Source organism: Streptomyces klenkii, from assembly GCF_003626645.1.
GTDB classification, from domain to species: domain Bacteria; phylum Actinomycetota; class Actinomycetes; order Streptomycetales; family Streptomycetaceae; genus Streptomyces; species Streptomyces klenkii.
In genome coordinates this window covers 274,995-299,533 of sequence record NZ_RBAM01000007.1, presented here as the reverse complement: position 1 = coordinate 299,533, position 24,539 = coordinate 274,995, and the positions used below count along the sequence as shown (strand labels likewise).

The 24,539-nt window shown below is 71.3% G+C and carries 22 protein-coding genes; 10 read left to right on the top strand and 12 right to left on the bottom strand.

The annotated features are described in order from the left end of the window. Positions 1–150: 150 nt before the first annotated feature. A complete protein-coding gene (locus D7231_RS19000) occupies positions 151–1,011 on the bottom strand; it encodes a TIGR03619 family F420-dependent LLM class oxidoreductase (protein WP_120756653.1) in 861 nt (286 codons plus the stop codon). A 249-nt stretch (positions 1,012–1,260) separates the two neighbouring features. On the opposite strand from D7231_RS19000, the gene D7231_RS18995 reads away from it, so the two are divergent. Together D7231_RS18995 and D7231_RS18990 are read left to right on the top strand one after the other, a co-directional pair. Continuing rightward, the gene (locus D7231_RS18995; protein WP_199739416.1) at positions 1,261–2,805 is read left to right on the top strand and encodes a CehA/McbA family metallohydrolase; all 1,545 of its coding nucleotides are present in this window, start codon (positions 1,261–1,263) and stop codon (positions 2,803–2,805) included. Positions 2,806–2,908: 103 nt separating this feature from the next. Then, on the top strand, positions 2,909–3,412 hold the full coding sequence (locus D7231_RS18990; protein WP_147449762.1) for a DUF7927 domain-containing protein: 504 nt from the start codon (positions 2,909–2,911) through the stop codon (positions 3,410–3,412). Between the two features lie 241 nt (positions 3,413–3,653). Here D7231_RS18990 and D7231_RS18985 read toward each other — a convergent pair whose 3' ends face one another. Next, positions 3,654–4,004, bottom strand: coding sequence for a DUF6415 family natural product biosynthesis protein (locus D7231_RS18985; RefSeq protein WP_147449761.1), 351 nt, complete (start codon positions 4,002–4,004; stop codon positions 3,654–3,656). A 273-nt stretch (positions 4,005–4,277) separates the two neighbouring features. Between D7231_RS18985 and D7231_RS18980 the strand changes: the two genes are divergently transcribed. From D7231_RS18980 to D7231_RS18970, 3 genes are all read left to right on the top strand, one after another. After that, positions 4,278–5,147 carry a helix-turn-helix domain-containing protein gene (locus D7231_RS18980; protein WP_120756650.1) on the top strand — a complete coding sequence of 290 codons (870 nt, stop codon included), beginning with the start codon at positions 4,278–4,280 and terminating at the stop codon, positions 5,145–5,147. Then, positions 5,137–5,367: a DUF397 domain-containing protein gene (locus tag D7231_RS18975; protein ID WP_199739409.1), complete on the top strand. Its 231-nt coding sequence runs from the start codon at positions 5,137–5,139 to the stop codon at positions 5,365–5,367. The genes D7231_RS18980 and D7231_RS18975 overlap by 11 nt, the downstream gene beginning before the upstream one ends. 133 nt (positions 5,368–5,500) lie before the next feature. Continuing rightward, positions 5,501–6,016: a DinB family protein gene (locus D7231_RS18970; protein ID WP_120756648.1), complete on the top strand. Its 516-nt coding sequence runs from the start codon at positions 5,501–5,503 to the stop codon at positions 6,014–6,016. Between the two features lie 38 nt (positions 6,017–6,054). Here the strand turns inward: D7231_RS18970 and D7231_RS18965 are convergent, their stop codons facing one another. Further along, the gene (locus D7231_RS18965) at positions 6,055–6,930 is read right to left on the bottom strand and encodes a sigma-70 family RNA polymerase sigma factor (protein WP_277875619.1); all 876 of its coding nucleotides are present in this window, start codon (positions 6,928–6,930) and stop codon (positions 6,055–6,057) included. Between the two features lie 103 nt (positions 6,931–7,033). On the opposite strand from D7231_RS18965, the gene D7231_RS18960 reads away from it, so the two are divergent. After that, positions 7,034–7,810 carry an SDR family oxidoreductase gene (locus tag D7231_RS18960; RefSeq protein ID WP_120756646.1) on the top strand — a complete coding sequence of 259 codons (777 nt, stop codon included), beginning with the start codon at positions 7,034–7,036 and terminating at the stop codon, positions 7,808–7,810. Positions 7,811–8,141: 331 nt separating this feature from the next. Further along, complete coding sequence (locus D7231_RS18950; protein WP_120756644.1) at positions 8,142–8,702, top strand: YceI family protein; 561 nt, start codon at positions 8,142–8,144, stop codon at positions 8,700–8,702. A gap of 158 nt (positions 8,703–8,860) precedes the next feature. On the opposite strand, the gene D7231_RS18945 is transcribed toward D7231_RS18950, so the two are convergent. The 8 genes from D7231_RS18945 to D7231_RS18910 form a co-directional block, all read right to left on the bottom strand. Then, entirely contained in the window at positions 8,861–9,322 is a 462-nt protein-coding gene (locus tag D7231_RS18945) for a carboxymuconolactone decarboxylase family protein (RefSeq protein ID WP_120756643.1), read from the bottom strand. A 174-nt stretch (positions 9,323–9,496) separates the two neighbouring features. Continuing rightward, complete coding sequence (locus D7231_RS18940; RefSeq protein ID WP_120756642.1) at positions 9,497–10,951, bottom strand: serine hydrolase domain-containing protein; 1,455 nt, start codon at positions 10,949–10,951, stop codon at positions 9,497–9,499. Between the two features lie 137 nt (positions 10,952–11,088). Then, positions 11,089–12,654 carry an APC family permease gene (locus tag D7231_RS18935; RefSeq protein WP_120756641.1) on the bottom strand — a complete coding sequence of 522 codons (1,566 nt, stop codon included), beginning with the start codon at positions 12,652–12,654 and terminating at the stop codon, positions 11,089–11,091. Positions 12,655–12,849: 195 nt separating this feature from the next. Continuing rightward, complete coding sequence (locus tag D7231_RS18930) at positions 12,850–14,634, bottom strand: N-acyl-D-amino-acid deacylase family protein (protein ID WP_120756640.1); 1,785 nt, start codon at positions 14,632–14,634, stop codon at positions 12,850–12,852. Between the two features lie 276 nt (positions 14,635–14,910). Continuing rightward, entirely contained in the window at positions 14,911–16,032 is a 1,122-nt protein-coding gene (locus D7231_RS18925; RefSeq protein ID WP_120756639.1) for an LLM class flavin-dependent oxidoreductase, read from the bottom strand. A gap of 179 nt (positions 16,033–16,211) precedes the next feature. Further along, the gene (locus tag D7231_RS18920; protein ID WP_120756638.1) at positions 16,212–16,961 is read right to left on the bottom strand and encodes an SDR family NAD(P)-dependent oxidoreductase; all 750 of its coding nucleotides are present in this window, start codon (positions 16,959–16,961) and stop codon (positions 16,212–16,214) included. A gap of 232 nt (positions 16,962–17,193) precedes the next feature. After that, a complete protein-coding gene (locus D7231_RS18915; protein ID WP_120756637.1) occupies positions 17,194–18,180 on the bottom strand; it encodes a TIGR03619 family F420-dependent LLM class oxidoreductase in 987 nt (328 codons plus the stop codon). After that, positions 18,167–19,393, bottom strand: a complete 1,227-nt coding sequence (locus D7231_RS18910; RefSeq protein WP_120756636.1) for an amidohydrolase family protein — start codon at positions 19,391–19,393, stop codon at positions 18,167–18,169. Before D7231_RS18910 ends, D7231_RS18915 begins: the two co-directional genes overlap by 14 nt. A 164-nt stretch (positions 19,394–19,557) precedes the next feature. Between D7231_RS18910 and afsR the strand changes: the two genes are divergently transcribed. The 3 genes from afsR to D7231_RS18895 all read left to right on the top strand — a co-directional run bounded on the left by afsR (position 19,558) and on the right by D7231_RS18895 (position 23,989). Beyond that, positions 19,558–22,488 carry an SARP-family global regulator AfsR gene (gene afsR, locus D7231_RS18905; RefSeq protein WP_120756635.1) on the top strand — a complete coding sequence of 977 codons (2,931 nt, stop codon included), beginning with the start codon at positions 19,558–19,560 and terminating at the stop codon, positions 22,486–22,488. 412 nt (positions 22,489–22,900) lie between these two features. Continuing rightward, entirely contained in the window at positions 22,901–23,140 is a 240-nt protein-coding gene (locus D7231_RS18900) for a hypothetical protein (RefSeq protein ID WP_120756634.1), read from the top strand. A 585-nt stretch (positions 23,141–23,725) separates the two neighbouring features. Further along, entirely contained in the window at positions 23,726–23,989 is a 264-nt protein-coding gene (locus D7231_RS18895) for a hypothetical protein (protein WP_120756633.1), read from the top strand. Positions 23,990–24,024: 35 nt separating this feature from the next. Here D7231_RS18895 and D7231_RS18890 read toward each other — a convergent pair whose 3' ends face one another. Beyond that, the gene (locus D7231_RS18890; RefSeq protein WP_120756818.1) at positions 24,025–24,456 is read right to left on the bottom strand and encodes a pyridoxamine 5'-phosphate oxidase family protein; all 432 of its coding nucleotides are present in this window, start codon (positions 24,454–24,456) and stop codon (positions 24,025–24,027) included. Positions 24,457–24,539: the final 83 nt, after the last annotated feature.

The following is a 24,539-nucleotide window of genomic DNA, read 5'->3' as shown; positions in this document are numbered from 1 at the left end:
GCATACGAGCGGCTGACGGGCCGTCCGGAGGAGGCCGGGTAGTGACTCGTGTGCAACTGGTCACGCCAGCCGGAGGCAGCCTCCGAAAGGATTCCGCCGGGAGGGCGGGGAGTGGACGGGGTGTGCAGGGCGTACGGGGCCCGTCCGTCGTCACAGGAACTCGGCGTGGGCGTCCAGCGCCCGCAGGATCTCCGCCTCCCCCGCCGACGGCAGCCCCACCACGATCTCCGCCAGCCCCAGCTCCGCGAAGTACGCGAGCTTCCCCGCCGACGGGTGCACCGCGTACGGCACGACCTGCGGCTCGCCCGGCCGCCCGGCCTCCTGCCAGGCCCGGAGCAGCTGCGGGATCGCCTCCTTGAGGCCGCTGCCGCCGACCGGCATCCAGCCGTCCGCGTACTCGGCGACGTGCGCGAACAGCTTCGGCCCGGCCGCGCCCCCGATCAGCGTGCGCGGCCCGAGGAGGTGCGGCACGTCCGCCCCGCGCGAGCGCGGCGTCCGCTGCGGCTTGGGGTGCGCGAAGCTCGCGCTGACCGCGCCGAACTCGCCGCGGTAGCCCGTCGGTTCCTCCGCCCACAGCGCCCGCATCAGCGCCATCCGGTCGCGTACGAGATCGCGCCGCGTCTTCCAGTCGACGCCGTGGTCGGCGGCCTCCTCCACGTTCCAGCCGTACCCGATGCCCAGCGTCAGACGCCCGCCGCTGAGGAAGTCGAGCGTCGCGATCTGCTTGGCCAGCGCGATCGGGTCGTGCTGGGCGACCAGCAGGACGCCCGTCCCGAGCCCGATCCGCTCGGTGACCGCCGCGGCCTGCCCCAGCGCCACGAGCGGGTCGAGGGCCCGGCCGTACTCGCGCGGCAGCGGGTCGCCCGCCGGGGCGGGCGTCTCCCGGCTGACCGGGATGTGCGTGTGCTGCGGCAGGTACAGCCCGTCGAAACCCCGCTGCTCCAGCTCGCTCGCGAGCCGGACCGGGCTGATCGTCTCGTCGGTGAGGAAGACCGTGGTTGCGATCCGCACGCGGCGGCACCTCCTTGGCGTCTACCTGGGTGGGAATGGGCCTGGGGCCGGGGCTCACGGTAAGCCCAAACGTGCCCGCCGGGTCCTCGGCGGGGCGGGGCGGACACGCAAATGTCGCAATCACGGACCGGCCCCGTACCCCTGCGCGCCATCGAGGCGTACAACAGTGCCCCCAAGGGACCCTTCCGCGGATGCAGTGGATACGGCAGACGCAGCGGATGCACGGGAGGACGGACGCTGATGAGACGCATGCGCCGGCGCGACCTGCTCAGAATGACGACGGCGACGGCTGTTGCCGGGGCCGCGGGCGTGCCTACGCTCGATACCGTGACGTTCGCGAGGGACGCCGGCGCGGCCGGCACTCCGGCGGTGACCCGCACGGTCTCCGGGCGGCTGCCTGCCGGAGCCCCCGACTACGTGTACCTGCCCGTGGAAGTGCCTCCCGGCGTGCGCGAGATCGCCGTCGCCTACACGTACGACCGGCCGGCCGTGCCCGCCGGCACGCAGGGCAACGCGTGCGACATCGGCATCTTCGACGAGCGCGGCACGGCGCTGGGCGGGGCGGGCTTCCGCGGCTGGTCGGGGGGCGCGCGGACCGAGTTCGCGATCAGCGCCGAGCGGGCCACGCCCGGCTATCTGCCGGGGCCGGTGCGCCCCGGCACCTGGCACGTGGTCCTCGGCCCGTACACGGTCGCGCCGCAGGGCCTGGCGTACGAGGTGACGGTGACGCTGCGGTACAGGGCGGAGCCCGGAGCTCCGGGCGGGACGGCGCCGTCCGGCGCGACCCCGCGGCCGGTGTACCCGCCGCAGCGCGCGAGGGGCCGGGGCCGCGCCTGGTACCGGGGCGACAACCACCTGCACAGCGTCCACTCCGACGGCAAGCGCACCCCCGCCGAGATCGCCGCCGCGGCCCGGGCGGCCGGGCTGGACTGGATCACGACCACCGAGCACAACACGACGTCGGCGCACGCGGCCTGGGAGGGCCTGTGGGGCGACGACCTCCTCGTCCTCACGGGAGAGGAGGTCACCACGCGCAACGGCCACGTCGTCGCCCTCGGCACCGACCCCGGCGTCTTCATCGACTGGCGCTACCGCGCCCGGGACGGCGCGTTCGGCCGTTTCGCGCGCCGGATCCGGCAGTCGGGCGGCCTCGTCGTCCCGGCCCACCCGTACGCCACCTGCGTCGGCTGCAACTGGAAGTTCGGCTTCGAGGACGCGGACGCGGTAGAGGTGTGGAACGGCCCGTACACGCCGGACGACGAGATGGCGATCGCGGCGTGGGACGCCATGCTGGTCGCGTCCGTACGCGACGGCGGTCGCTGGCTGCCCGCTATGGGCAACAGCGACGCCCACCGCGAACCCCAGGTCGTCGGCCTGCCCCAGACGGTGGTCCTGGCGGACGACCTCTCGCGGCAAGCCCTCCAGGCGGGGATCAGGGCGGGCCGGAGCTGGATCGCGGAGTCGTCGGCGGTGAAGCTGTCCTTCGAGGTCACGGGGGGACGCGGCAAGCACGCGAGCATCGGCGAACGGCTGGAGGTGGGACGGGACACACCGGTGACGGCCCGGCTGGAGGTCTCGGGAGTCCCGGAGAACTGCACGGCGACCTTCGTCACCGACCAGGGCCCCCTCTTCACGACGGCGGTCGGCGCCGGGGCGATCGAATGGCGGACGACGCCCTCGTACGCGGCATACGTACGCGCAGAGGTGCGGCATCCGGCAGCGGGCGGCGGGGCGCCGGGGATGCCGGGACCGATGGTGGCCATGACGAACCCGGTGTTCCTGGGCGAAAGGTGAGAGGGGCGGACCGTTTCACCCCTTGGGGCGGTTTACGGGTAACGGTCATGGTCCGGTGCAAGCCATCTCCCCACTGAATGCGTGCAGGGAGAGGGGACCCGTCTTGCCTGATCGTCTGCCCAGAGTTCTGACCCTCGTCGCCTTCCTGGTGGGCGTGGGGGTGATCACCGGCGCGGCCATGGTGCCGGCGGCCCCCTTCGACACCATGGCGACCTCGATCAGAATCGCCGAGACCACCGACCGGACGTCGGCCCGCCCCGGGGACACGGTCCACTACACCGTGACGGTGACCAACACCGGCACCACCCCGATCACGGGCGCGGCCATCACCGACGACCTGTCCGGCGTGACGGACGACGCAAAGGTCAACCCCGCCTCCGTAACAGCCGACACCGGCAAGGCCTCACTCTCGTCCCCCGGCCTGCACTGGCAGGGCGACCTACCCTCCGGCGGAAAGGCAACGATCAGCTACTCGGCACGCGTAGACACCCCACCGACAGGCAACGCCCGCCTCACCAACCGGATCACATCCAGCACAACCGGCAACAACTGCCCCCAGACAAACGCCGACCCGGCCTGCGCAACAACGCTGCCCGTGCAGCGCTAGCCCTAACGGCACGTACAGCCGACCGGAGACGTCCGCAAAGGTGGCCCGCTGCTGTGCGGCAGCGGGATCACTTGAACACGCAGGGCGACCCGCCGCAGGGACGCGTCCAGAAACCCCGGGTCCGCGTAACGCGCACGAACGGCGTCGTGGGCCCGGCGCCGGCTCGGCCGGAGAGCACGCACGGGCCGGGAGAACTGCCCGTACAGACACCACCAGGTGCGCAGCGCGCGCCAAGCCCCCTTCATTTCAGCCCCCGCCGGAGATCGCGCAGCTCCTTGGCCACCAGCCCGAGTCCTCGCGCGTACGTAACGGCAGACGTGTACCCGTCCCCGGTCACCAGCCCGAGTCGATGCCGCGCCTCCCGCACGGTGGCGAGGGCTTCCTCGCGGGTGTCCGCGTCCAGGGCGGTCACCGCGTCGGTGATGTAGGCGCGGAGCTGGTGAGTGATCTCGTCGACCCGGCTGGGCGCGGGAAGCCAGCGGTCCATGGCGATGGCGTCGCGGATCACCGCCTCGATTCCAGTTCGCTGGGCGGATGGGAGTGCGTAGCTGCTCCCTCCGCCGGTGCGGGCGGTGCGGGGGAATGGGGGCATGGGTGGGCTCCTTCGCGAGCGACGTGAGAGGGGTTTCAGCGGCTGCTGAACCACGGTCCCGCGACGACTCTTTCTGTCGCAAGCTCAATCGACACCGTCATACAAAGTGGCATATGACAGACCCCGAGCATGGCTTGCCCAAGTGGGTACAGACAGTGGGAGACTCCCAACAGGGCTGCTGCGAGGGGTAACTGCGCATGGCTGCGATGCAGCATGTCCACGTCGGCGAGGAACAGAGTCGCGCCGAGGAAGTAGCTTCAGGAGGGCTCACAGGTGGCGGCACGACGCGGTCCGACATTCCGTCGGAGGGAGTTGGGCAAGGAGCTCCGGCGCCTACGGGAAAGGAAGGGATACGGCACCAAGGAAGCCGCGGCGGCCATCGAAAGCTCGGAGGCGAAGCTCAACAGGGTCGAAACCGGGCACAACCAGCTGCCACGCGTCCGCGACCTGGAAGACCTGCTCGACTTCTATGGGGTCACCGACCCCGACGACCGTGACCACCTGCTGATGCTGCACCGCGAGTCACTCAGCCATGACTGGTACAGGCCGCACCAGACCTACCTACCGTCAGGGGCCGCGCTGTACCTAGGACTGGAAAACGACGCCGCGACTCTCCGCGCATGGCATTCGCAGGTCGTCTTCGCACTCCTACAGACCGAGGACTACGCACGATCCATGTTCATGACGGCGAAGGCCGTCGACGAAAGGACGACCGAGTTCGTCGAGGAGAACGTAGCGGTCCGCATGAAGCGCAAGGAGATCCTGTACCGGGAGGACCCGACTGAACTGCGGGTCGTTCTCGACGAGACGGCGCTGCGTCGCGTGATCGGCGGCCCGAAGGTGATGCGTGAGCAGTACAAGGAGATCGAACGCGTAGCCGCACTCGAACACGTGACGGTTCAGATCCTCCCGCAGAAGCTCGTCACATACCGATCCGGGGCGGACTTCGTCATCCTGGACTTCGACGCCGAACTCGGCCCCGCGGTCATGCTGGACAGTGCACTGGGCACAACTGTGACTGACAAACCGCGCGAAATCAGTGCCTACGGACGGAGGTTCGACGCCATGCGTGAAGGCGCCCTGGCACCGGTGAATACCCCGGAATTCCTCCACCGACTAGCAAGGGAACTCGATGTCGACTGACATCTGCATAACCACTCTCGAAGTGGCTTATAAATCAGCATGGTTCAAGTCCTCCTACAGCAACACAGCCAACGGCGCCAACTGCATCTCGGTCGCAGCGCTGACCAACAACGTCGCCGTCCGCGACTCCAAACAGCAGAACGGCCCCGCCTTCGTCACCCCGTCCGCGGCGTGGTCGTCCTTCATACGCGAGGTCAAGACCGGCCGGTGGGCGGGATAGACGCAACCGGTGGGCACAGGTCAGAACAAGCTGGCAGCGTGCGCCGGGCGCGGCGGTCGTCCGCCGCCGCCCGGCGGGTGGGCGGCCGAAAATCGGGCGACACCCCGGGCCGGGTGCCCTAGCGTCCGCAGGCATGGCACCTTCACTTGACCGTCCCCCCTTGCAGGCCGACGAGCGCACCGCGCTCATCGGATGGCTCGATCTCCAGCGGCAGATCCTGCGATGGAAGTGCGAGGGTCTGAGCGAGGCGGACGCGCACCGTTCCGTCATCCCGACCTCGCCGGCGATGACGATGGCCGGGATCATCAGCCATATGCGGTGGACGGAGCACACCTGGCTGGAGGTGCTGTTCCTCGGCGGCGACAAGACGCAGAACCCGGCTTTTGACGAGACGGACGAGGGCGCCGACTGGCGCACCGAGGGTGTCCCGCTGAAGCAGTTGCTCGCGGAGTACGAGGCCCAGTGCGCCCGGAGCAACGAGATCGTGGCGGCGGCCTCCCTGGACGACGTCGGCCGCCACCCCGGCTTCCACTCCGGCGGCGCCAACCTCCGTTGGATGCTCATCCACCTCGTCGAGGAGACCGGACGCCACGCGGGGCACGCGGACATCGTGAGGGAACTGCTCGACGGGGTGAAGGGCTACTACTAGGGGGGACTACTAGGGCTGCCGCCGCGCGACGGCCGGGGTCAGGCCTCCAGCACCGACAAGTCGACCCGGCCCAGCCGTTCCGGGTCGGCCAGGACCTCGATGGCGACGATCTTTCCGGCCACGACGGTGAAGGCCATGACGGACACCGGCTGCTTCCAGTTCCGGGGGACGACCACGACCCCCGCGGTGCCGTTGACGAGTGCCGGGCGGACGAACGGGGACAGCTTGCCCCAGGTGGTCGCCTGGGCGGCCACCGTCTTCGCACCCCGGATGGCGACCGTGAGGGCGGCGCGGCCGGGGCCGCCGTCGGAGCGCAGGATGACGTCGGGGTCGAGGACGGAGACGAGGGCCTCGAAGTCGCCGTCGCGGGCGGCCGCGAAGAACGCCTCGACCGCGACGCGCTGACGGGCGAGGTCGGGGTCGGGTGCCGGGGCCTGGCCCTGGACGCGGCGGCGGGCGCGGCTGGCGAGCTGGCGGGTGGCGGCCGGGGTCTTCTCGATCAGCGGGGCGATGTCGTCGAAGGGCACGTGGAACATGTCGTGCAGGACGAACGCGAGCCGCTCCGCAGGGCCCAGCGACTGGAGGACCACGAGCAGGGCCAGGCCGACCGAGTCGACGAGCAGTGCCTCCTGCTCCGGGTCGGCGGAGCTCTCCTCGCGGCTGATGACCGGGTCGGGGATCCGTATCTCCAGGGGGTCCTCGCGGCGCTGTTCCCTGGACCGCAGCAGGTTCAGGCAGATGCGCCCCACCACCGTGGTCAGCCAGCCGCCGAGGTTCTCGATCTCGGCGGCGTCCGTGCGGTCCAGCCGCAGCCAGGTCTCCTGAACGGCGTCGTCGGCCTCGGCGATCGAGCCGAGCATCCGGTAGGCGACCGCCCTGAGCCGGGGCCGGTGTTCCTCGAAACGCGCTGTCACAGAAGTTTTCTCGTCCACCTGTCACATTCCTTTTCGGCTGCGGGTCATAGGAGCAGAGACCGAGGAGATCATCTCCCGGCCGAGCGCATGGGAGGCGCTGAAGATGACCGCGAAGACCGCACCCGTCCTGGTCACCGGTGGTACGGGCACGCTGGGCCGCCTCGTCGTACCGCTCCTGCGGGAGGCCGGCCGCACCGTGCGGGTGCTCAGCCGGCGCGGCGGCGAGCCGGCGGAGGGCATCGAGCACGTGGCCGCCGATCTGCTCCGGGGCGAGGGCCTCGACGCCGCGCTGGAAGGCGTCGAGACCGTCCTGCACCTCGCGGGCGGCCCCAAGGGCGACGACGAGGCCACGCGGCACCTGGTCCGGGCCGCGCAGCGTGCCGGTGTGCAGCACGTGGTGTACATCTCCGTCATCGGGGCGGACAAGCTGCCGCTGGGCTACTTCAAGGCCAAGCTGGGCGCGGAGCAGGCCGTTTCGGAGTCCGGCATTCCGTGGACGACGCTGCGGGCCGCCCAGTTCCACGACCTGGCCCTGACGGTCGTGGAGAAGATGGCGAAGCTGCCCGTGGTGCCCTCCCCGGGCGGCCTCCGCTGGCAGCCGGTCGACGCCCGCGACGTCGCCGCCCGCCTCGTGGAACTGGCCCTCGGCCGGCCGGCGGGCCTCGTGCCCGACCTCATCGGGCCGAAGGTGTACGGCCTGGGCGAGCTGAGCCGCGGCTACCTCCAGGCGCGTGGCAAGCACCGGATGCTGCTGCCCGTCCGGATGCCGGGAAAGGTCGGCCGCTCCTACCGCGCGGGCGAGAACCTGACCCTGGAGGGCGCCTCGGTCGGGCAGCGGACCTGGGAGGACTTCCTGACGGAGCGGGTGACGGCGGCCTGAAGCCCGCACCGGCCCCCGGCCCGGCCCCCGCACCAGCGCCTGCACCAGCGCCCGGACTTCAACCGGCAGCGGCGGCGACAGCCACAGCAGCAGCGACAGCGACAGCGACAGCGACAGCGACAGCGACAGCGACAGCAGCAGCGTCCCGGTCAGCACCATGGTCAGGGATCTCCTTTCGACGAAGGCGTCGTCCGGGTCGTGGCCACGGCCGGCGCGGCGCGCAGAGGCCGTCGCTGCCCAGGGCGCACGGAGGCGCAGAGAGCTCCATGGCGGCCTATCCTGGTGAAAGGGGCAGGTCCGAAGGGGCGCAAGCCCCTGCCCGGGAGGTGCCATGGGCATCACCAGATGGTTCTTCGAACCCGGCCACACCGGCGCCGAATTCCGTGCCCGGCACATGATGGTCACCTACGTGCGCGGGCAGCTGAAGAACGTGCGCGGCTCGCTGGAAGTCGACCCCGACGATCCGGAGAAGGCCCGCGTGGAGGCCGTGATCGACGCGACCCAGGTGTACACGGGCCAGGAACAACGTGACGCCCACCTCCGCAGCGCGGATTTCTTCGACTGCGACACCCACCCGGAGTGGACCTTCACCGGGACGGCCGTTCATCAGGCGAGCCCGACCGAGTTCGAGGTCACCGGGGACCTCACCATCCGGGGGACGACCCGCCCCGTGACGTTCGACGTCACCTACCTGGGGCAGTGGGACACCCCGTGGTGGGAGGACGGCCGCGACGCCGGCCCCCGGCGGAGGGCCGGATTCACCGCCACGACCCGGCTCAACCGCCAGGACTTCGGCGTGAGCTGGAACGACGTGGTCGACCGGGGCGGTGTCGTCGTCGGCGACATGATCGACATCACGGTTGACGTCGAAGCCGTCCTGGACAAGGCCTAGCCCAGCCGCGGACGGAGCCTGCCCCCAGCTGCGGACGAACCCTGTCCCCAGCCGCGGACAAAGCCCCGCCCCGACCTGCGGACGAAGCCCGGCCCCCGCCGGGGAGAAGGCCTGGCCTCCCCCCTGTTGGAGGCCAGACCCGTGCCACCTGAGAAGGCCTAGCCCCAGGTCGTCCCCGCCGGCTCCTCCACCGTCGTGTTGAGGCGGTTGAAGAGGTTCGTCGTGGCGACCATGAGGATGATCGCGGCGAGCTCCTTCTCGTCGAAGTGGTCAGCGGCCGCATCCCATATCTCGTCCGGCACGGCCTTGCCCGAGTGGTCGGCGAGCCGCGTGGCCGCCTCGGCCAGGGCCAGCGCGGCACGCTCGGCGTCGCTGAAGAACGGGGCCTCCTGCCACGCCGCGACCATGTGCAGCCGGTCGTCGCTCATGCCTGCCTTCTTCGCGCTCGCCACGCCCCCGTACACACAGGCGCTGCAGCCGTTGATCTGGCTGGCCCGCAGGTGGACCAGCTCCAGGACCTCCTGAGAGACCCCGCTCTGCCGCACGGCCCCGAGGAGGTGCTGGATGCCCTTCACAGCATCGGGCAGGACCATCGCGGGGTTCTTCATCCGAGCAGTCATGATCAAATCCTCCGTGTCCCGTCGGCGTGCTTGCCGCTGCCGCCGCCGTCCTTGCCTTCCATCACTTCCATGACGGATCGGACCGGTGGAATGTGACAACTTCAGCGAGAAACCCGCGCCCGCACCTCCACCCGCACCCCCTGCCGTTCCCGGCCGCCATCCCTCCTAGGCGCCCTAGGCGACCTTGGGCCCGCAGCGCATGCCGATGTAGACGCAGGCCGTGCCGTCCTCCAGCGTGGAGAAGACCACGGGCATGTAGTCCTCGCTGAACGCCGCACCCACTCCGGTGCCGGCGAAGACCGTCTCCGTCACCGGCACCAGGTCTATGTCCAGGGGCTCGGAGAAGTCCTTCATCCCGTCGACGAACTCGTACACCGCGTGGCCCGCACCGTCCCGCTCGGTCACCGTGATGACCACTCCCTCGCGCCGGTACGTACCGACGAGCGGCGCGAAGTCGACCACGGGCGGCCGGGCCGGCGGGGCGAAGGGCTCCGGCATCGTCACCCCGGCCAGCTCGGCGAGGAGTTCCCGGTAGAGCGCCGCGTACAGTTCGCGCGCACCGCCGCCGTTGGTGAGCAGCACGACCGCGACGCCCGCCGACGGCACCACGCGCAGATAGCCGTACTGCCCGATCGAGGCGCCGTCGTGCCCGTATCCCTGGACGCCGTTCCAGTCGTACAAGGTCCAGCCCAGGCCCCAGCCGTCCGCGCTGACGGTCCACTTGTCGGGGGAGTCGACCACGCGCTGCTGCATCAGCGCGGCCGTCTCCTCGGAGAGCACGCGCGTGCCGTCCTGCGCCACACCGCCGTTGAGGTGCATCTGCGCGAGCCGCGCGACGTCCCCCGCAGTGGCGATGACCCTGCCGTAGGGGCCCGCCGAGCGCGGCATCAGGTCCCAGGACGGTGCCGGGTCCGGGTCCTGGCCCGCCTCGCCCAGGTGCCCCATCGCCGCACGGAACCGCAGCGCCTCCTCGGGAAGCGTCATCGTGTGCGTGAGACCGAGCGGGGTGAGGAGCAGGTCCTTCAGGGCCTCGTCCCAGACCTGGCCCGTCACCACCTCGACGATCCTGCCGAGCACGTTGTACCCGACGCTGCTGTACGAAATCGCGGTGCCGGGCGGGCAGTCGAGCGCCACGCCCTTCGCGGCCTCGACGTACTTGGCGAGGCAGTCGTCGCCGCGCCCGCTGTCGTAAGTGAAGTCGCAGGTGAGACCGCTGGTGTGGCTGAGCAGCTGGCGCGTGGTGATCGCCCTGGTGGCCTCGGGGTCGGCGACCGAGAACTCCGGCAGCACGTCGATGACCGGCGCGTCCAGGTCCAGCCGGCCCGATTCGGCGAGCCGCATGATCAGGGTGGCCGTGTAGATCTTGGCGATCGAGCCCATCTGGTAGACCGAGTCGGTCGTCGCCGTCACGCCCGTACCGCGGTGGAGGACACCGCTGGCCAGTTCGTGGACGGTTCCGTCCACGAGGATCGCGAGGGACGCGCCCGGGACGTGGTGCTTGGCGCGCAGGACGTCGAGGCGGTTCTGCCAGTGGGCGAGGTCCAGCTTCTTGCCCGCCGAGTCCCTGGTCCCCCAGTCGCCCTTGGCTTCCCAGTTGCCCTGCTCGTCCCAGCTCACGTTCTTCGGCATGCCAGCTCCCACCCCGTTGCGGACGTTGCGTACGACGCCCTCTCGATGCGAACACTGTACGCATGACGGAACGATGTACGCAAGAGGCGCACAGTGTGCGGGCGCCGCCCGCGCCGGGGCCCGCGCCGCAGCCCGCCCTACTCCTCCACCACCAGCGCCGGCGTCGACCGCGTCAGCACCTCGCCCCGGAAGAACGCCGGGCTGCGGCGCCGCATCGCCAGCATCAGCACGACGCCCACCAGCAGCAGCCCCACGCCGATCACGAAGACCGAGCCGACGCCCAGCACCGAGCTGCCGCTCCCGTAGGACGGGTCCCACATGTCGCACAGCGTCTTACCGAACACGGCCGCCAGCAGGACCCCTCCCAGCACCGGGAACACGCCCTTGAAGAGGGCGTCCCGCACCGAGCGGCGCAGTTCGCCGCGGAAGTACCACGCGCACGCGAACGCCGTGATCGAGTAGTAGAAGCAAATCATCAGCCCCAGGGCGTAGATCGTGTCGATGAGGACGTTCTCACTGAGGAAGCTCATGACCGCGTAGAAGACGCCGGTGGCGATGCCGGCGGCGACCGTGGCCCGGCCCGGGGACTTGAAGCGCGGGTGGATGCGGGCGAAGGACGGCGGCAGGGCCTCGTAGGCGCTCATGGCCAGCACCGTGCGGGCGACGGGCAGGAACGTCGTCTGGAGGCTGGCGGCGGCCGAGGCCAGGACGGCCACGAACAGCAGCACGCCCAGGGCCGTGCCCATGACCGGGTCGGCGAGCGCGGCGAAGACGTTGCCGGCGGTGTCGGGGTTGCCGAGGCCGGTGCCCTCCTGACCCGTTCCGGCGAACATCTGGGCGGCGACGCCGGTCAGCAGGTACGAGCCGACGAGGACGACCATGGCGAGGAGCGCGGCCCGGCCGGGGGTCTTCGCGCTGCCCTGCGTCTCCTCGTTGACGGTCAGGCACGCGTCCCAGCCCCAGAACATGAAGATGGACAGCGAGAGGCCCGCCGTGAAGGCGGCGAAGGACTGCACGGCGAAGGGGTTCAGCCAGGTCCAGGAGAAGGCGATGGAGCCGGGCAGGTCGCCCGAGCGGGCCTTGGTCAGGGCCATCGCCACGAAGACGGCCAGGACGGCGAGTTGCAGGGCGACCAGCGCGTACTGCACGCCCTTCGTCGCGGTCATGCCGCGGTAGCTGATGGCCGTCGCCACGGCGATGAAGGCGAGGCACGTCGCCACGTGCACGGGACGGTTGCCGTCCAGGGCGGCCACACCGTCGCTGCCCGTGAGCTGCCCGAGGAGGAGGTAGAAGAAGGACGTCGCCACGCCCGCGAGGTTCGACAGGACGATGATCGTGGCGATCACGAGCCCCCAGCCGCACATCCAGCCGACGCGCGGCCCGAACGCCTGCACCGTCCACGTGAAGGACGTGCCGCAGTCGGGGACGGCCTTGTTCAGCTCCCGGTACGCGAAGGCGACCAGCAGCATCGGCAGGAAGCCGGCGAGGAAGACGGCGGGCATCTGGACACCGACCTGGCCTGCGGTGGGGCCGAGGGTGGAGGTCAGGCAGTAGACGGGGGCGACGGTGGAGATGCCGATGACGGCACTGCCCAGCAGGCCCACGGAGTTGCCGCTGAGGCCCTTGCCCTGGCGCGCGCCGGTGCTCTCGGCGACGCTCACTACCGTGTCTCCGGCCTGGGGCCGCGGGTCTGCCTGAACCATGGGCAGGACGGTAGGTGGTGCTGTTTCCGCATCCGGAGCCTTCGAGTCCAGAAACTGGACCTTGAACTTCCCGACACTACAGGCAAGTTGACCTGGCAAACGAAGGCTCTTCATGCGTTACGACCGGTAACAGCAAGGCCGTCCGGGGCTTCCCCCGTAGTGCGAGAACCGAAGCTCCACCCCTTTTGTCCGCATTCAGAATTTTCCGGTTCGAAAATTTCCCGTCCCGACCGTCTCCGTGTCCCTCCCCGACCGCAGCACCGTCCCCGGCAGCGCCCCCGTCATCACGTCGTGCCGCACCGTCTCCACTCCGTTGACCCGTACACTCACCACGCCCACCGCCCGCGAGTCCAGCCGCGGCCCGTCGCCCGGCAGGTCGTGGACGAGCGTGGCCGGGCCGGCGTCGATGCGGCCGGGGTCGAAGAGGACGAGGTCGGCCGCGTACCCCTCGGCGATGCGGCCGCGGCCGCGCAGGCCGAACAGCCGCGCCGGGTCGTCCGTCAGCATCTGCACGGCGCGCTCGACCGGCACCAGCTTGCGGCCCCGCAGGCAGTCGCCGAGGAAGCGCGTCGTGTACGGGGCTCCGCACATCCGGTCCAGGTGCGCCCCCGCGTCGGAGCCGCCCAGCAGCACGTCGGGGTGCTCCCACGTGCTCCGGCGCAGCTCCCAGCTGGCGGGGTCGTTGTCCGTGGGCATCGGCCACAGGACGGTGCGCAGTTCGTCGGCCGCGCAGATCTCCACCAGGCACGCGAAGGGATCCAGGCCGCGCTCTGCGGCGATGTCGGCCACCACCCGCCCGGTCAGGCCGTCGTTCTCCTTCGCGTACGTGTCACCGATCACGTAGCGCGCGAAGTCGGCCAGGCGGCGGAAGACGCCCGCCTCGCGGCTGCGGGCGCGGCGCAGCATGTCGGCCTGGACGGCCGTGTCGCGCAGGGCGGTGATGCGGTGGGGCACGGGCAGGGCGAGGATTTCGCCCCAGCCGGGGATGAGGTTCAGTGCGCAGAAGGTCCCCAGGGACATGTTCATGGGCGTGAGGATGGGCATCGTCAGGGCGACGATGCGGCCGCCCGCGGCGCGGGCCCGCTCGCTCGCGGCGAGCTGGCGGGGCACGCGTCCGGGCTCGGCGGCGTCGATGGTGAGGACGTTCCAGTTGAGGGGGCGGCCGGCGGCCGTGCTCATGTCCGTCAGCAGGTCGATCTCGGCGTCGTCGAAGCGGTCGAGGCAGCCGGCGACGATCGCCTCGATCTGGGTGCCCTCGTGCTCGCCGACGGCCGCCGCGAGCGCGAGCAGTTCGGCGGGCCGCGCGTGCCGGGAGGCCACGGGGCGGCCGTCGCCGTCGGAGTGGGTGGACGACTGCGTGGTGGACAGGCCCCAGGCGCCCGCCTCCATGGCCTCGTGCAGGAGGGCCGTCATGTGCCGCAGTTGCTTCGCGTCGGGCTGCCCGCCGACGGCGTCCGGGCCCATCGCGCAGCGGCGCAGGGCGCAGTGCCCGGCCATGAACCCGGCGTTGACGGCGATCCGCCCGTCCAGCGCGCCCAGGTACTCCCCGAAGGACGACCAGTTCCAGGGCGCGCCCTCCTCCAGGGCGGCGAGCGACATGCCCTCGACCTTGCTCAGCATGCGCCGCGTGTAGTCGGCGTCGGCGGGCCGGTCGGGGTGCAGGGGCGCGAGGCTGAAGCCGCAGTTGCCGCCGACGACCGTGGTGACGCCGTGGCTCAGGGACGGGGTCGCGTACGGGTCCCAGAAGAGCTGGGCGTCGTAGTGGGTGTGCGGGTCGACGAAGCCGGGGGCGAGGACGAGGCCGGAGGCGTCCTCCTCGGTGCGGGCCCGCTCCCCCACCCGGCCGCCGGCCTGCACCGGGGACGGCGAGCGGCGGCGGATCAGGGCTATGCGCCCGTCCCGGATGCCGATGTCGGCGGCGTACGAGGGGGCTCCGGTGCCGTCGATGACGGTGGCGCGTCTGATGAGGTGGTCGAGCATGGCAGGTCACCTTTGCTGTCGGTCACCATTACCTACGCGGAAGTGCCCGCACGATTGCCCGCACGGAATTGCCTGCGGACGGACGGGCACGAAGGGCCCGGAGAACTCTCCCGCCGCAACGGCGCTCAGCCGGAGCGGTGAGGGTCCGGCGGAATGCCCGCCCACCCGAACGGGCACGTGAGCAGCGATCCGCCGGAGGCCGGGGCCGGGGCGGCGGATCCGGGAAGACGCCGCCCCGGTGTACGAGGGAGGGCCCGGACAGGCGCCCTCCGGCCTTCAGCCCGCCCGCCGCATCCGTGTCGTACGGTGCACCGGATCCGTGTCGATCTTCGGTATGACGTGCTCTCCGATCAGCCGGATCGTCCGCATCGTGTCCTCGTACGGCACGCCGACCGGCAGCCCGAACGACAGCTGGTCCGCGCCCGCCTGCTCCCACCGCTTGCACTGCCGGAACACCTCGTCCGGGTCGCCGCAGATCATCAGCTCCTCGGCGATGAGGAGCTCGATGACCTCCTCGGTGTACTCGGGCAGGAGTTCCGGCCAGCGCGGGATGCCTTCGGGGCGGGGGAAGGTGTCGTGGTAGCGGAAGAGCAGCGACTGGAGGTAGTGCAGCCCGCCCGAGGCCGCGATCTCCACCGCCTTCGCGTGCGTCTCCGCGCAGACAGCGGTGGAGGTGACCATGACGTTGTCGTTGACGTACGAGCCGACGGGCTCGGCGCCCGCGATCGCCGTCTTGTACGAGTCGACGACCCACTCCATGTCGGCGACCTTCTGCACGCTGAAGCCCAGGACTCCGAGCCCCTTGCGCGCGGCCATCGCGTACGAGGAGGGCGACCCGGCCGCGTACCACATGGGCGGGTGCGCGGGCCCGTACGGCTTGGGGAGCACCTTGCGCGGCGGCAGGGACCAGTGCTTCCCCTCGAAGCCGGGGTACTCCTCCCGGAGCCACATCCGGGGGAACTCGGCGATCGTCTCCTCCCAGATCTCCTTGGTGCGGTCCATGTCGGTGATGCCCGGCAGGAACCCGAGGATCTCGTGGCTGCCCGCGCCCCGCCCGGTGCCGAACTCGAAGCGGCCGCGGGAGAGGTGGTCGAGCATGGCGGCCTTCTCGGCGACCTTGACCGGGTGGTTGACCTGCGGCAGCGGGTTGAAGATGCCGGAGCCGAGGTGGATGCGGTCGGTCGCGTGCGCGAGGTAGCCGAGGAAGACGTCGTTGGCGGAGAGGTGCGAGTACTCGTCCAGGAAGTGGTGCTCGGAGGCCCAGGCGTACTTGAAGCCCGACTTGTCGGCCTGGATGACGTACTCGGTCTCCTCCATCAGCGCGTGGTGCTCGGCCCGGGGATCGTCCCGCCGCCGGCTCGCCGGAACGTATCCCTGCACGAAGATCCCGAATTCCACGGCGGTTCACCGTCCGTCCGTTCAGGTTTCCGAATTCTGACGCACCGTCAGATCGCTGGCTGCTGAGACTCTGGCACCGGCCCCCGGCAACGTCAAGACGACGGCGGACCACGAGTCCCGCACGGCTGGACTCCGGTGGACTCCGGCCGTCAGCCGAACTCATGCAGTCAGCCGAGCAGTCAGCCGAACACCGGGACCCCCGCCAGCCATCCCCCGTCCACCACGAAATGCTGCCCCGTCACGTACGAGGAGTCCTCCGCCGTCAGGTACAGCGCCGTCCGCGCCACCTCCTCCGCCCTCCCGGTCCGACGCAGGGGCACCAGCGTCCGGCAGAGCAGGGCGGCCCGCTCCTGGTCGATCATCGGGGTGTCGACCGCGCCCGGGCAGACGGCGTTGACCCGTACGCCCTGCGCCGCCAGCTCCAGGGCCGCCACGCGCGTCATGGCGAGGACGGCCCCCTTCGACGCCGCGTAGGAGGTGAGGGAGGCCATGCCCGCGAGGGCTGCGTACGAGGAGATGTTGACGATGGTGCCGCCGCCCGCAGCGGCCAGCTCGGGGGCGGCCGCGCGCATGCCGAGGAACGTGCCCAGCTGGTTGACCCGGCACACCTCCACGAACTCCTGCGGGGACGTGTCCACCAGCCGCGTGCGGCGCAGGATCCCGGCGTTGTTGACGAGGCCGTCGAGCGATCCGAAGGTCTCCTTGGCGACCGCGACCGCCACCGCCCAGTCGGCCTCCTCGCCGACGTCGAGGTGGACGTACACCGCGGCCTCGGGCCCCAGGTCCTTCGCCACGGCGCCGCCCGGCTCGTCCAGGACGTCAGCCAGGACGACCTTCGCGCCCTCCGCGGCGAACAGCCGCGCCTCCTGCTCGCCCTGCCCGCGCGCCGCGCCCGTGATGAGCACGACACGGCCGTCCAGCTTGCCCATGAGGTCCCCTCCTGTCATCCGCTGCATGTACGCCGCTCGCTCCGTGCCGTAAATCCCTCACTCCATGCCGGACGCCTTGCTGTAAATCGCTCACTCCGCTCCGTACGCCATGCCGTAAAACCCTCACTCCACTCCGTACGGCATGCTGTAAATCCCTCACTCCACTCCGCACGGCGCTCACCGCAGGCCGCTGACCCCGCTCCGTACACCGAAGGGCCTCCCGGCCGCCGCCCTACCCGGCAAGGAGCGGAGCCACCGACTCCGCGAACGCCTCCATCTGGTCCAGGAGTTCGGACGCGCCGCGCGAGCGGAACCGCACCTGGATCTGGTCCGCGCCCATCGCCCGGTACGCCCGCAGCGACTCGGCGAGCGCCTCCGGCGCACCGGTCAGCGTCCGGCCGCCGGTGTCCCAGGCCGGGCTCCCGACGTACAGCGCCTCGGAGATCGCCCCGACCGCGAAGGGCCCGTCCCTGCCGGCCTCCTCGCGCAGCCGCCGCAGCTCGGCGATGCGCTGCGGCAGCTCCTCGCGCCGGTCGCCCTGGGACAGCCAGCCGTCGCCCCGGAGCGCCGCCCGGCGCAGCGCTGCCGGTGAGGAGCCGCCGACCCACAGGGGCGGCCGCGGCGTACGGACCGGCCGGGGCGCCTGGCCGAGCCCGCGGAAGGCGAACCGGCGTCCGCTGTACTGCGGGTACTCGGACGGCCCGAGCGCCTCCTTGAGCGCGTCGACCGTCTCGTCCAGGATCGCGCCGCGCCGCCCGAAGTCGACGCCCAGCGCCTCGAACTCCTCCCGGACGTGCCCGGCCCCCACCCCGAGGACGAGCCGCCCCTCCGCGAGCCGGTCGACGGTCGCGTACTGCTTGGCGAGCGCGAGCGGGTGCCGCAGCGCGGCTACGGCCACGTGGCTGAGCAGCAGGACGCGCTCGGTGACGGCGGCGAGGTGGGCGAGAGCGGCCACGGGGTCGTACCAGACGGTGCCCATGGCGGCGGCCAGCCGTGCGGGGACGGCGACGTGGTCGCAGGTGGCGACGTAGGCGAAGCCGAGCCGGTCGGCCGCGCGGGCGATCCGCCGCAGCTCGGCGGGGCCGGCCTCGACCTCCCAGGGCTCGGCGTAGAGGGTGCTGAGGGAGGTGATGGGGAGCTGCATGCCGTAGGAGAGGCGGCCGGCGGGGAGGACGCGCAGGCCGTCCCGCGGGGCCGCCCAGGGTTCATCCGGCGGCATGCGCCCACAGCCCTTCCTCCGTGAGCCCCAGCAGCTCGATCGCGTTGCCGCGGACGATGCGCTCGATCACGTCCGGCGGCAGGTGCCCCATCTGCTGCTCGGCGACCTCCTTGGAGCGCGGCCAAGTGGAGTCGGAGTGCGGGTAGTCGGTCTCGTAGAGGACGTTGCCGGCGCCGATCGCGTCGAGGCTGCGCAGCCCGAAGGCGTCGTCGAAGAAGCAGCCGTGGACGTGCTCGGCGAACAGCTCGGACGGCGGCCGCAGGACCTTGTCCGCGACGCCGCCCCAGGCGCGGTTCTGCTCCCAGGCGACGTCCGCGCGCTCCAGGACGTACGGGATCCAGCCGATCTGCCCCTCGGCGTACATGATGTGCAGCTCCGGGAAGCGCTCGAAGGCGCCGGACATCAGCCAGTCGACGAGCGAGAAGCAGCAGTTGGCGAAGGTGATGACGGAGCCGACGGCGGGCGGTGCGTCGGCCGAGGTGGACGGCATGCGCGAGGAGGAGCCGATGTGCATGGCGATGACGGTGCGGGTCTCTGCGCAGGCACGCAGGAAGGGGTCCCAGGCGTCGGTGTGGACGGAGGGCAGGCCGAGGTGCGGGGGGATCTCGGAGAAGCACACGGCGCGCACGCCGCGTGCGGCGTTGCGGCGCACCTCGGCGGCGGCCAGCCCGGCGTCCCACAGGGGGACGATGCAGAGGGGGACGAGGCGGCCGTGCGCCTGCGGGCCGCACCACTCCTCCACCATCCAGTCGTTGTACGCGCGCACGCCGAGGAGGGCGAGTTCGCGGTCCTTCGCCTCGGTGAAGGTCTGCCCGCAGAAGCGCGGGAAGGTGGGGAAGCACAGTGCGGACTGGACGTGGTTGCGGTCCATATCGGCCAGTCGTTCCGGAACGCTGAAGGAGCCGGGCCGCATCTGTTCGTACGTGATGCCCTCCAGTCTGACGTCGTCCCTGGAGTATCCGACGGCGGTATCCAGCCGCGTGAGCGGACGGTGCAAATCCTCATAGATCCACCAGTCGGCCTCCGGGCCGCCGTCGCCCGGGTCGCCCATGACGGGAGTGAACCTTCCGCCGACGAAGGTCATTTCCTTCACCGGCGCGCGCACGATCCGCGGCCCGACATCGCGGAACTTCGCCGGTAGCCGGTCCGACCAGACGTGAGGAGGCTCGACCGTGTGATCGTCCACCGAGATGATGCGGGGGATGCTCTCCATGGCTGACACGTTAGCGACGATCTGACGACTCGTCAGTACTCCGTGGAGACAGGGGTGAGGCGGTCTCTGGCAGGCCTTGTGGAGAGGCCGGACCCCTGCTGACGCAGAGCCCCCGGACAAGGCAGACTGGCCGTGCGACCGAGCGGGACAAGCAGGGGGTCACCATGGCCGGCGATACAGGGCACGGGCAGCAGCTCCGATTCACCGTGCTCGGGCCCGTCCGGGCCCGCCGCGGCAGGGAACTGCTGAACACCGGCTCGCCGCAGCAGAGGGCGCTCCTCGCCGCCCTGCTGCTGCGCGGCGGCCGGACCGCCACCGCGCCCGAGCTGGTGGACGCGCTCTGGGGCGACGAGCCGCCGCACGCCGCCCTCGCCGCGCTGCGCACGTACGCCTCGCGGCTGCGCAAGGCCTTCGGCCGGGACGCCGACGTCCTGGTCAGCGAGTCCGGGGGCTACGCCGTCCGGGTCGGCTTCGGCTGCCTGGACATCGACCGGGCCGAGCACCTCGTCGCCGAGGCGGAGAAGACGCGCGCCTCCGGCGACCGCCACCGCGCCCGCGACCTCATCAACGAGGTCCTCGGCCTGTGGGACGGCGAGCCGCTGGCCGGCCTGCCCGGCCCGTACGCGGAGACGCAGCGCACGCGGCTGGAGGAGTGGCGGCTGTCGCTCATCGAGACCCGGCTGGACCTGGACCTGGAGGTGGGCAGCCACGCCGAGGCGGTCTCGGAGCTGACGGCCCTGACCGCCGCCCACCCGCTGCGCGAGCGGCTGCGCGAGCTGCTGATGCTCGCCCTCTACCGCAGCGGCCGGCAGGCCGAGGCCCTCGCCGTCTACGCCGACACCCGCCGGCTCCTCGCCGACGAGCTGGGCGTCGACCCGTGCCCCGAGCTCTCCGAGCTCCAGCAGCGCATCCTCAACGCCGACGCCGACCTCGCCCTGCCCTTCATCCCGGACGACCGGCCGTACGCCGGGCCCGCGTTCATCCGCCCCGCTCAGCTGCCCGCGACGGTCTCCGACTTCACCGGGCGCGCCGCCTTCGTGGACGAGCTCGGCGACCAGCTCGCGACGTGCGACGGCCGGGTGATGGCCGTGTCGGCCGTCGCCGGCATCGGCGGCGTCGGCAAGACGACGCTGGCGGTGCACGTCGCGCACGCCGCGCGGCACCACTTCCCGGACGGTCAGCTGTACGTGGACCTGCAAGGCACCGGCCCTCTGCCCGCCGAGCCGGAAGCAGTGCTCGGATCGTTCCTGCGGGCGCTCGGAATTCTGGATTCCGCTATTCCTGAGGGGGTGCAGGAACGGTCCGCGCTCTTCCGCTCCACCCTCGACGGCCGCCGCGTCCTCGCCCTGCTGGACAACGCCCGGGACGCCGCCCAGGTCCGCCCGCTGCTGCCCGGCACGGAAGGCTGCGCGGCCCTCGTCACGAGCCGGGCGCGCATGGTGGGCCTCGCCGGGGCCCACCTCGTCGACCTGGACGTGATGAGCCCGGACGAGGCGCTGGTGCTGTTCACCCGCATCGTCGGCACCGAGCGCGTGGAGGCCGAGCGGGACGCGGCGATGGACGTCGTCGCGGCGTGCGGCTTCCTGCCGCTCGCCATCCGCATCGCCGCCTCCCGCCTCGCCGCCCGCCGGACATGGACGGTATCGGTGCTGGCCCGCAAGCTCGGCGACGAGCGGCGCCGCCTCGACGAGCTGCGCGCCGGCGACCTCGCCGTCACCGCCACCTTCGAGCTGGGCTACGGGCAGCTGGAGCCGGGCCAGGCCCGCGCCTTCCGGCTGCTGGGCCTGGCGGACGGCCCGGACATCTCGCTCGCGGCCGCCGCGGCCGTCCTGGACCTGGACACGGACGCCACCGAGGAGCTGCTGGAGTCGCTCGTCGACACGTCCCTGCTGGAATCCGCCGCACCCGGCCGGTACCGCTACCACGACCTCGTACGCCTCTACGCGCGTGCATGCGCGGAGCGGGACGAACAGCCGCCCGCAGAGCGCGAGGCCGCCCTCTCACGGCTCCTGGACTTCTACCTGGCGACGGCCGCCGGCGTGTACGTCCTGGAGCGGCCCGGCGACCAGCTCCTCGCCCACCTGACGCCGACCACCCACCCCGGGCTCGTCTTCACCGACCGGGACGCGGCCTGCGACTGGCTGTTCGCCGAGGCCGGCTGCCTGCTGGCCTGCGTCCGCCAGCACGCGTCCGCCACCGGCGGCACCCTGCGCCGCGCCGTCGACCTGCTGCTGGCCGCCAAGGACCTCGCCGAGTCCGGCGCCGACTTCAGGCTCTACGAGCAGGCCGCCACGGCGCTCCTGGCCGCCGCGCAGGAGACCGGGGACGCCCGGGCCGAAGGCCGCGCCCGGACCGTCCTCACGCACGTGAACAGCCTCGCGGGCCGCTTCGCCCAGGCCGACGAGCACGCCCTGCACGCCGTCCTCCTCGGCCGCGCCACGGAGGACCCCATCCCGTGCGGGTACGCCTCCAACAACCGCGGCATCGTCGCCATCTACCAGCACCGCTACGAGGACGCCGAGGCGTACATCGGCCAGGCCCTGGAGTGCTTCCGCGAGGACGGCAACCGCCCGTGCGAGGCGACCGCCCTCAGCAACCTGGCGCGGGTCCACCTCGACACCGGGCGGTCCGCCTCGGCCGTCGAGCTCGCCGAGCAGGCCATCGGCATCTTCCGGGAGATCAACGTCAGCTGGCGGATCGCGAACGGCCTCTACACGTACGGTCTGGCCCTCACCCGGGCGCGGCGGTACGAGGACGCGCTGCGGCAGTTGAACGAGGCCATGCCGATCTTCGTCGACAACCGGCAGCGGCTGTGGGAAGGCATGACCCACTACCGGATGGCCGAGGTCCACCTCCTGGCCGGGCGGCCGACGGCCGCCGCCCACCACGCCGAGCAGGCGCTGAAGCTGCGCGGCATCGGCGGGGAGTGGCGGCGCAGTAACGTTCTGACCGTGCTCGGGCGCTCGCTCGACGCGCTGGGGCAGCCGGGCCGGGCGCGCGCCTGCTGGACGGAGGCGCTGGCGATCTACGAGCAGCTGGGCTCGCCTGAGGCGGCAGAGGTACGAAATCTGCTGTCGGTGGTACAGGCGGCGTAGACCCGGCCGCCGGTGGGTGGAACTCCGCGCTCCGGGGTAGCGGACAGGTAGCGAGCGACAGGACGCGGAGCGGAATCCCGCATTCGCAGTGCCGTGCGACACAGGGGCGTCCCTTCGTACGCCCTTCCGGATCCCCCTCGGTGTCGTTCCGGAGTCGCCAGCGCAGCCGTAGAGGCCCGGGAAAACGCTGTCACGTGCCCGTTCATCGATCGTTTATCGCGACAGTGCAGTCTGAGTGCTGTCGATCCGTCGCGTCGGGGGGCAGACGGGTCGTAGGTGAGGCCTCACCTCAGGGGTGATCAGCCCCAGTCCCCGTCCGGCGGCCATCGGGGGAGTCGCCGGGCGGGTTCTGCATCCCAGCACCAACCCCTCACGCCAAACGACTCGCACCGACCCATCGGAGTTGATCGCTATGAGCGACGAGCGCAAGCTCACGCCAGGCGTGGCCACACCGCAGGACGACCATCCCACCGGGGGAACGTTCACCGCGGGGCAGCAGTTCGCCCCGCCGCCGGACGACCACGCCACCATCGGTGAGCCCGTCATCCTCAAAGACAGCAAGGTCCTGAAGAAAAAACCTCTTCCGGGCGATGAACTGATCGTCATGGACGACCACCCCACGGGGGACAAGCCCACATCCGGGCTGATCTGATCGGGCTCCCGGGACGGGGGATTTCTGGCCGGAAACATCGGCGGGCAGGAATCTCCCGGCCGGGGGCTCAGGGGGAGAGCACGACACGGGGACGTTCCGGGGGAGGAAGATCCGCAGGGAACGCACCCGGGCACGACGTACGACGGGGGAAAAGCACGACGGGGGAACCGTACGGGGGAAACGTACGACGGGGGACTCACGGGGGAACGCACGACGGGGGAGATCCAACGGGGGATTTCCAACGGGGGTCGTCCGACGCTGAAATGAGCGAAACGGGGGGCGTCGGACGGGGAGAAAGGCGCCACAGCACGGGGGAACGTACGGGGGAACAACGGGGGATCGCACAACAACTGAAAAAGGGAAGGTCCAACGGGGGACCGCAGGGGCCGGCGTCGGCAGCACGGAGGGGAAGCCGTCGACGCCGACCCCTGCGGTCTTGCGCCCATGCGCGCAGAACTGCAGGCAAATGGAGCGGAGTTCCGTCACACACTTCGGTCCGAACGGCGGACGCAGCCGTCCTCACCCGCTACGTTCACCGGCACGTGCACCATCACCGCAACACCCCCCGAATCAGAGGAGTGGGAAATGAACGCTACGAGCAGGCGCGCGAAGAAGGCCCTCGTCATAGCCGCGATGGCCGCCATGGCCGGTGCCGGGGCACTGGCCGCGGCGGGCCCGGCAGCCGCTGACGACCACGGGACCAAAGCGACGACGTCGGCCGGCCTGGTGCAGCTCGCGCACCCGATCGGTGGCGACGACCACGGCACCGGTGGCCGCGACGACCACGGCACGGGCGGCCGGGACGATCACGGCACCATCTGGGCCGGCCCCGACGCAGCGGCGTACTAGGCGGGCGGCGGCGACGCCGGCCCTGCCGGTCAGCGTCAGCTCGCGCCACCCAGATCGGCCGAGTGCCAGTGCCGCGGCCGCATCCTGATCGCCACGACCGCTTCCGGGTCGGCCATGATTCTCTCCACGTGCGCGTCCACTGCCGCTTCCGTCGGCAGATAACGGACAGCGATCTCCCTCGCCAGCTCCTCCGTCGCCGTTTCGAGCGACACGAGCTCGCCCTCGACGGAGACGTACCGGTACGTCGGAGACGTCTGGTCCACCAAGAGCGTGAATCGCCCGGCATCGGCAATGAGCTGCGCTTTGCGGGAGGCGCGGCCGGTGACAAGCACGACCTCACCGCCCGGACGGTAGAGATACCAGACGGGCACGTTCACCGGTCCGCGTCCCCCGCCCGCCTCGACGGCGATCGCCGCCACGCGCCGGCCGGCCAGGAATTTCTCACGCTCTTCGACGGACAGCGGCATGGCATCCACCTCGTTCGCACTCGGGTTCCGAGGGCCATCTTCACTCCGTGCCCCGCACCGCGCCGTCGGCCGCGCCGCTGTTC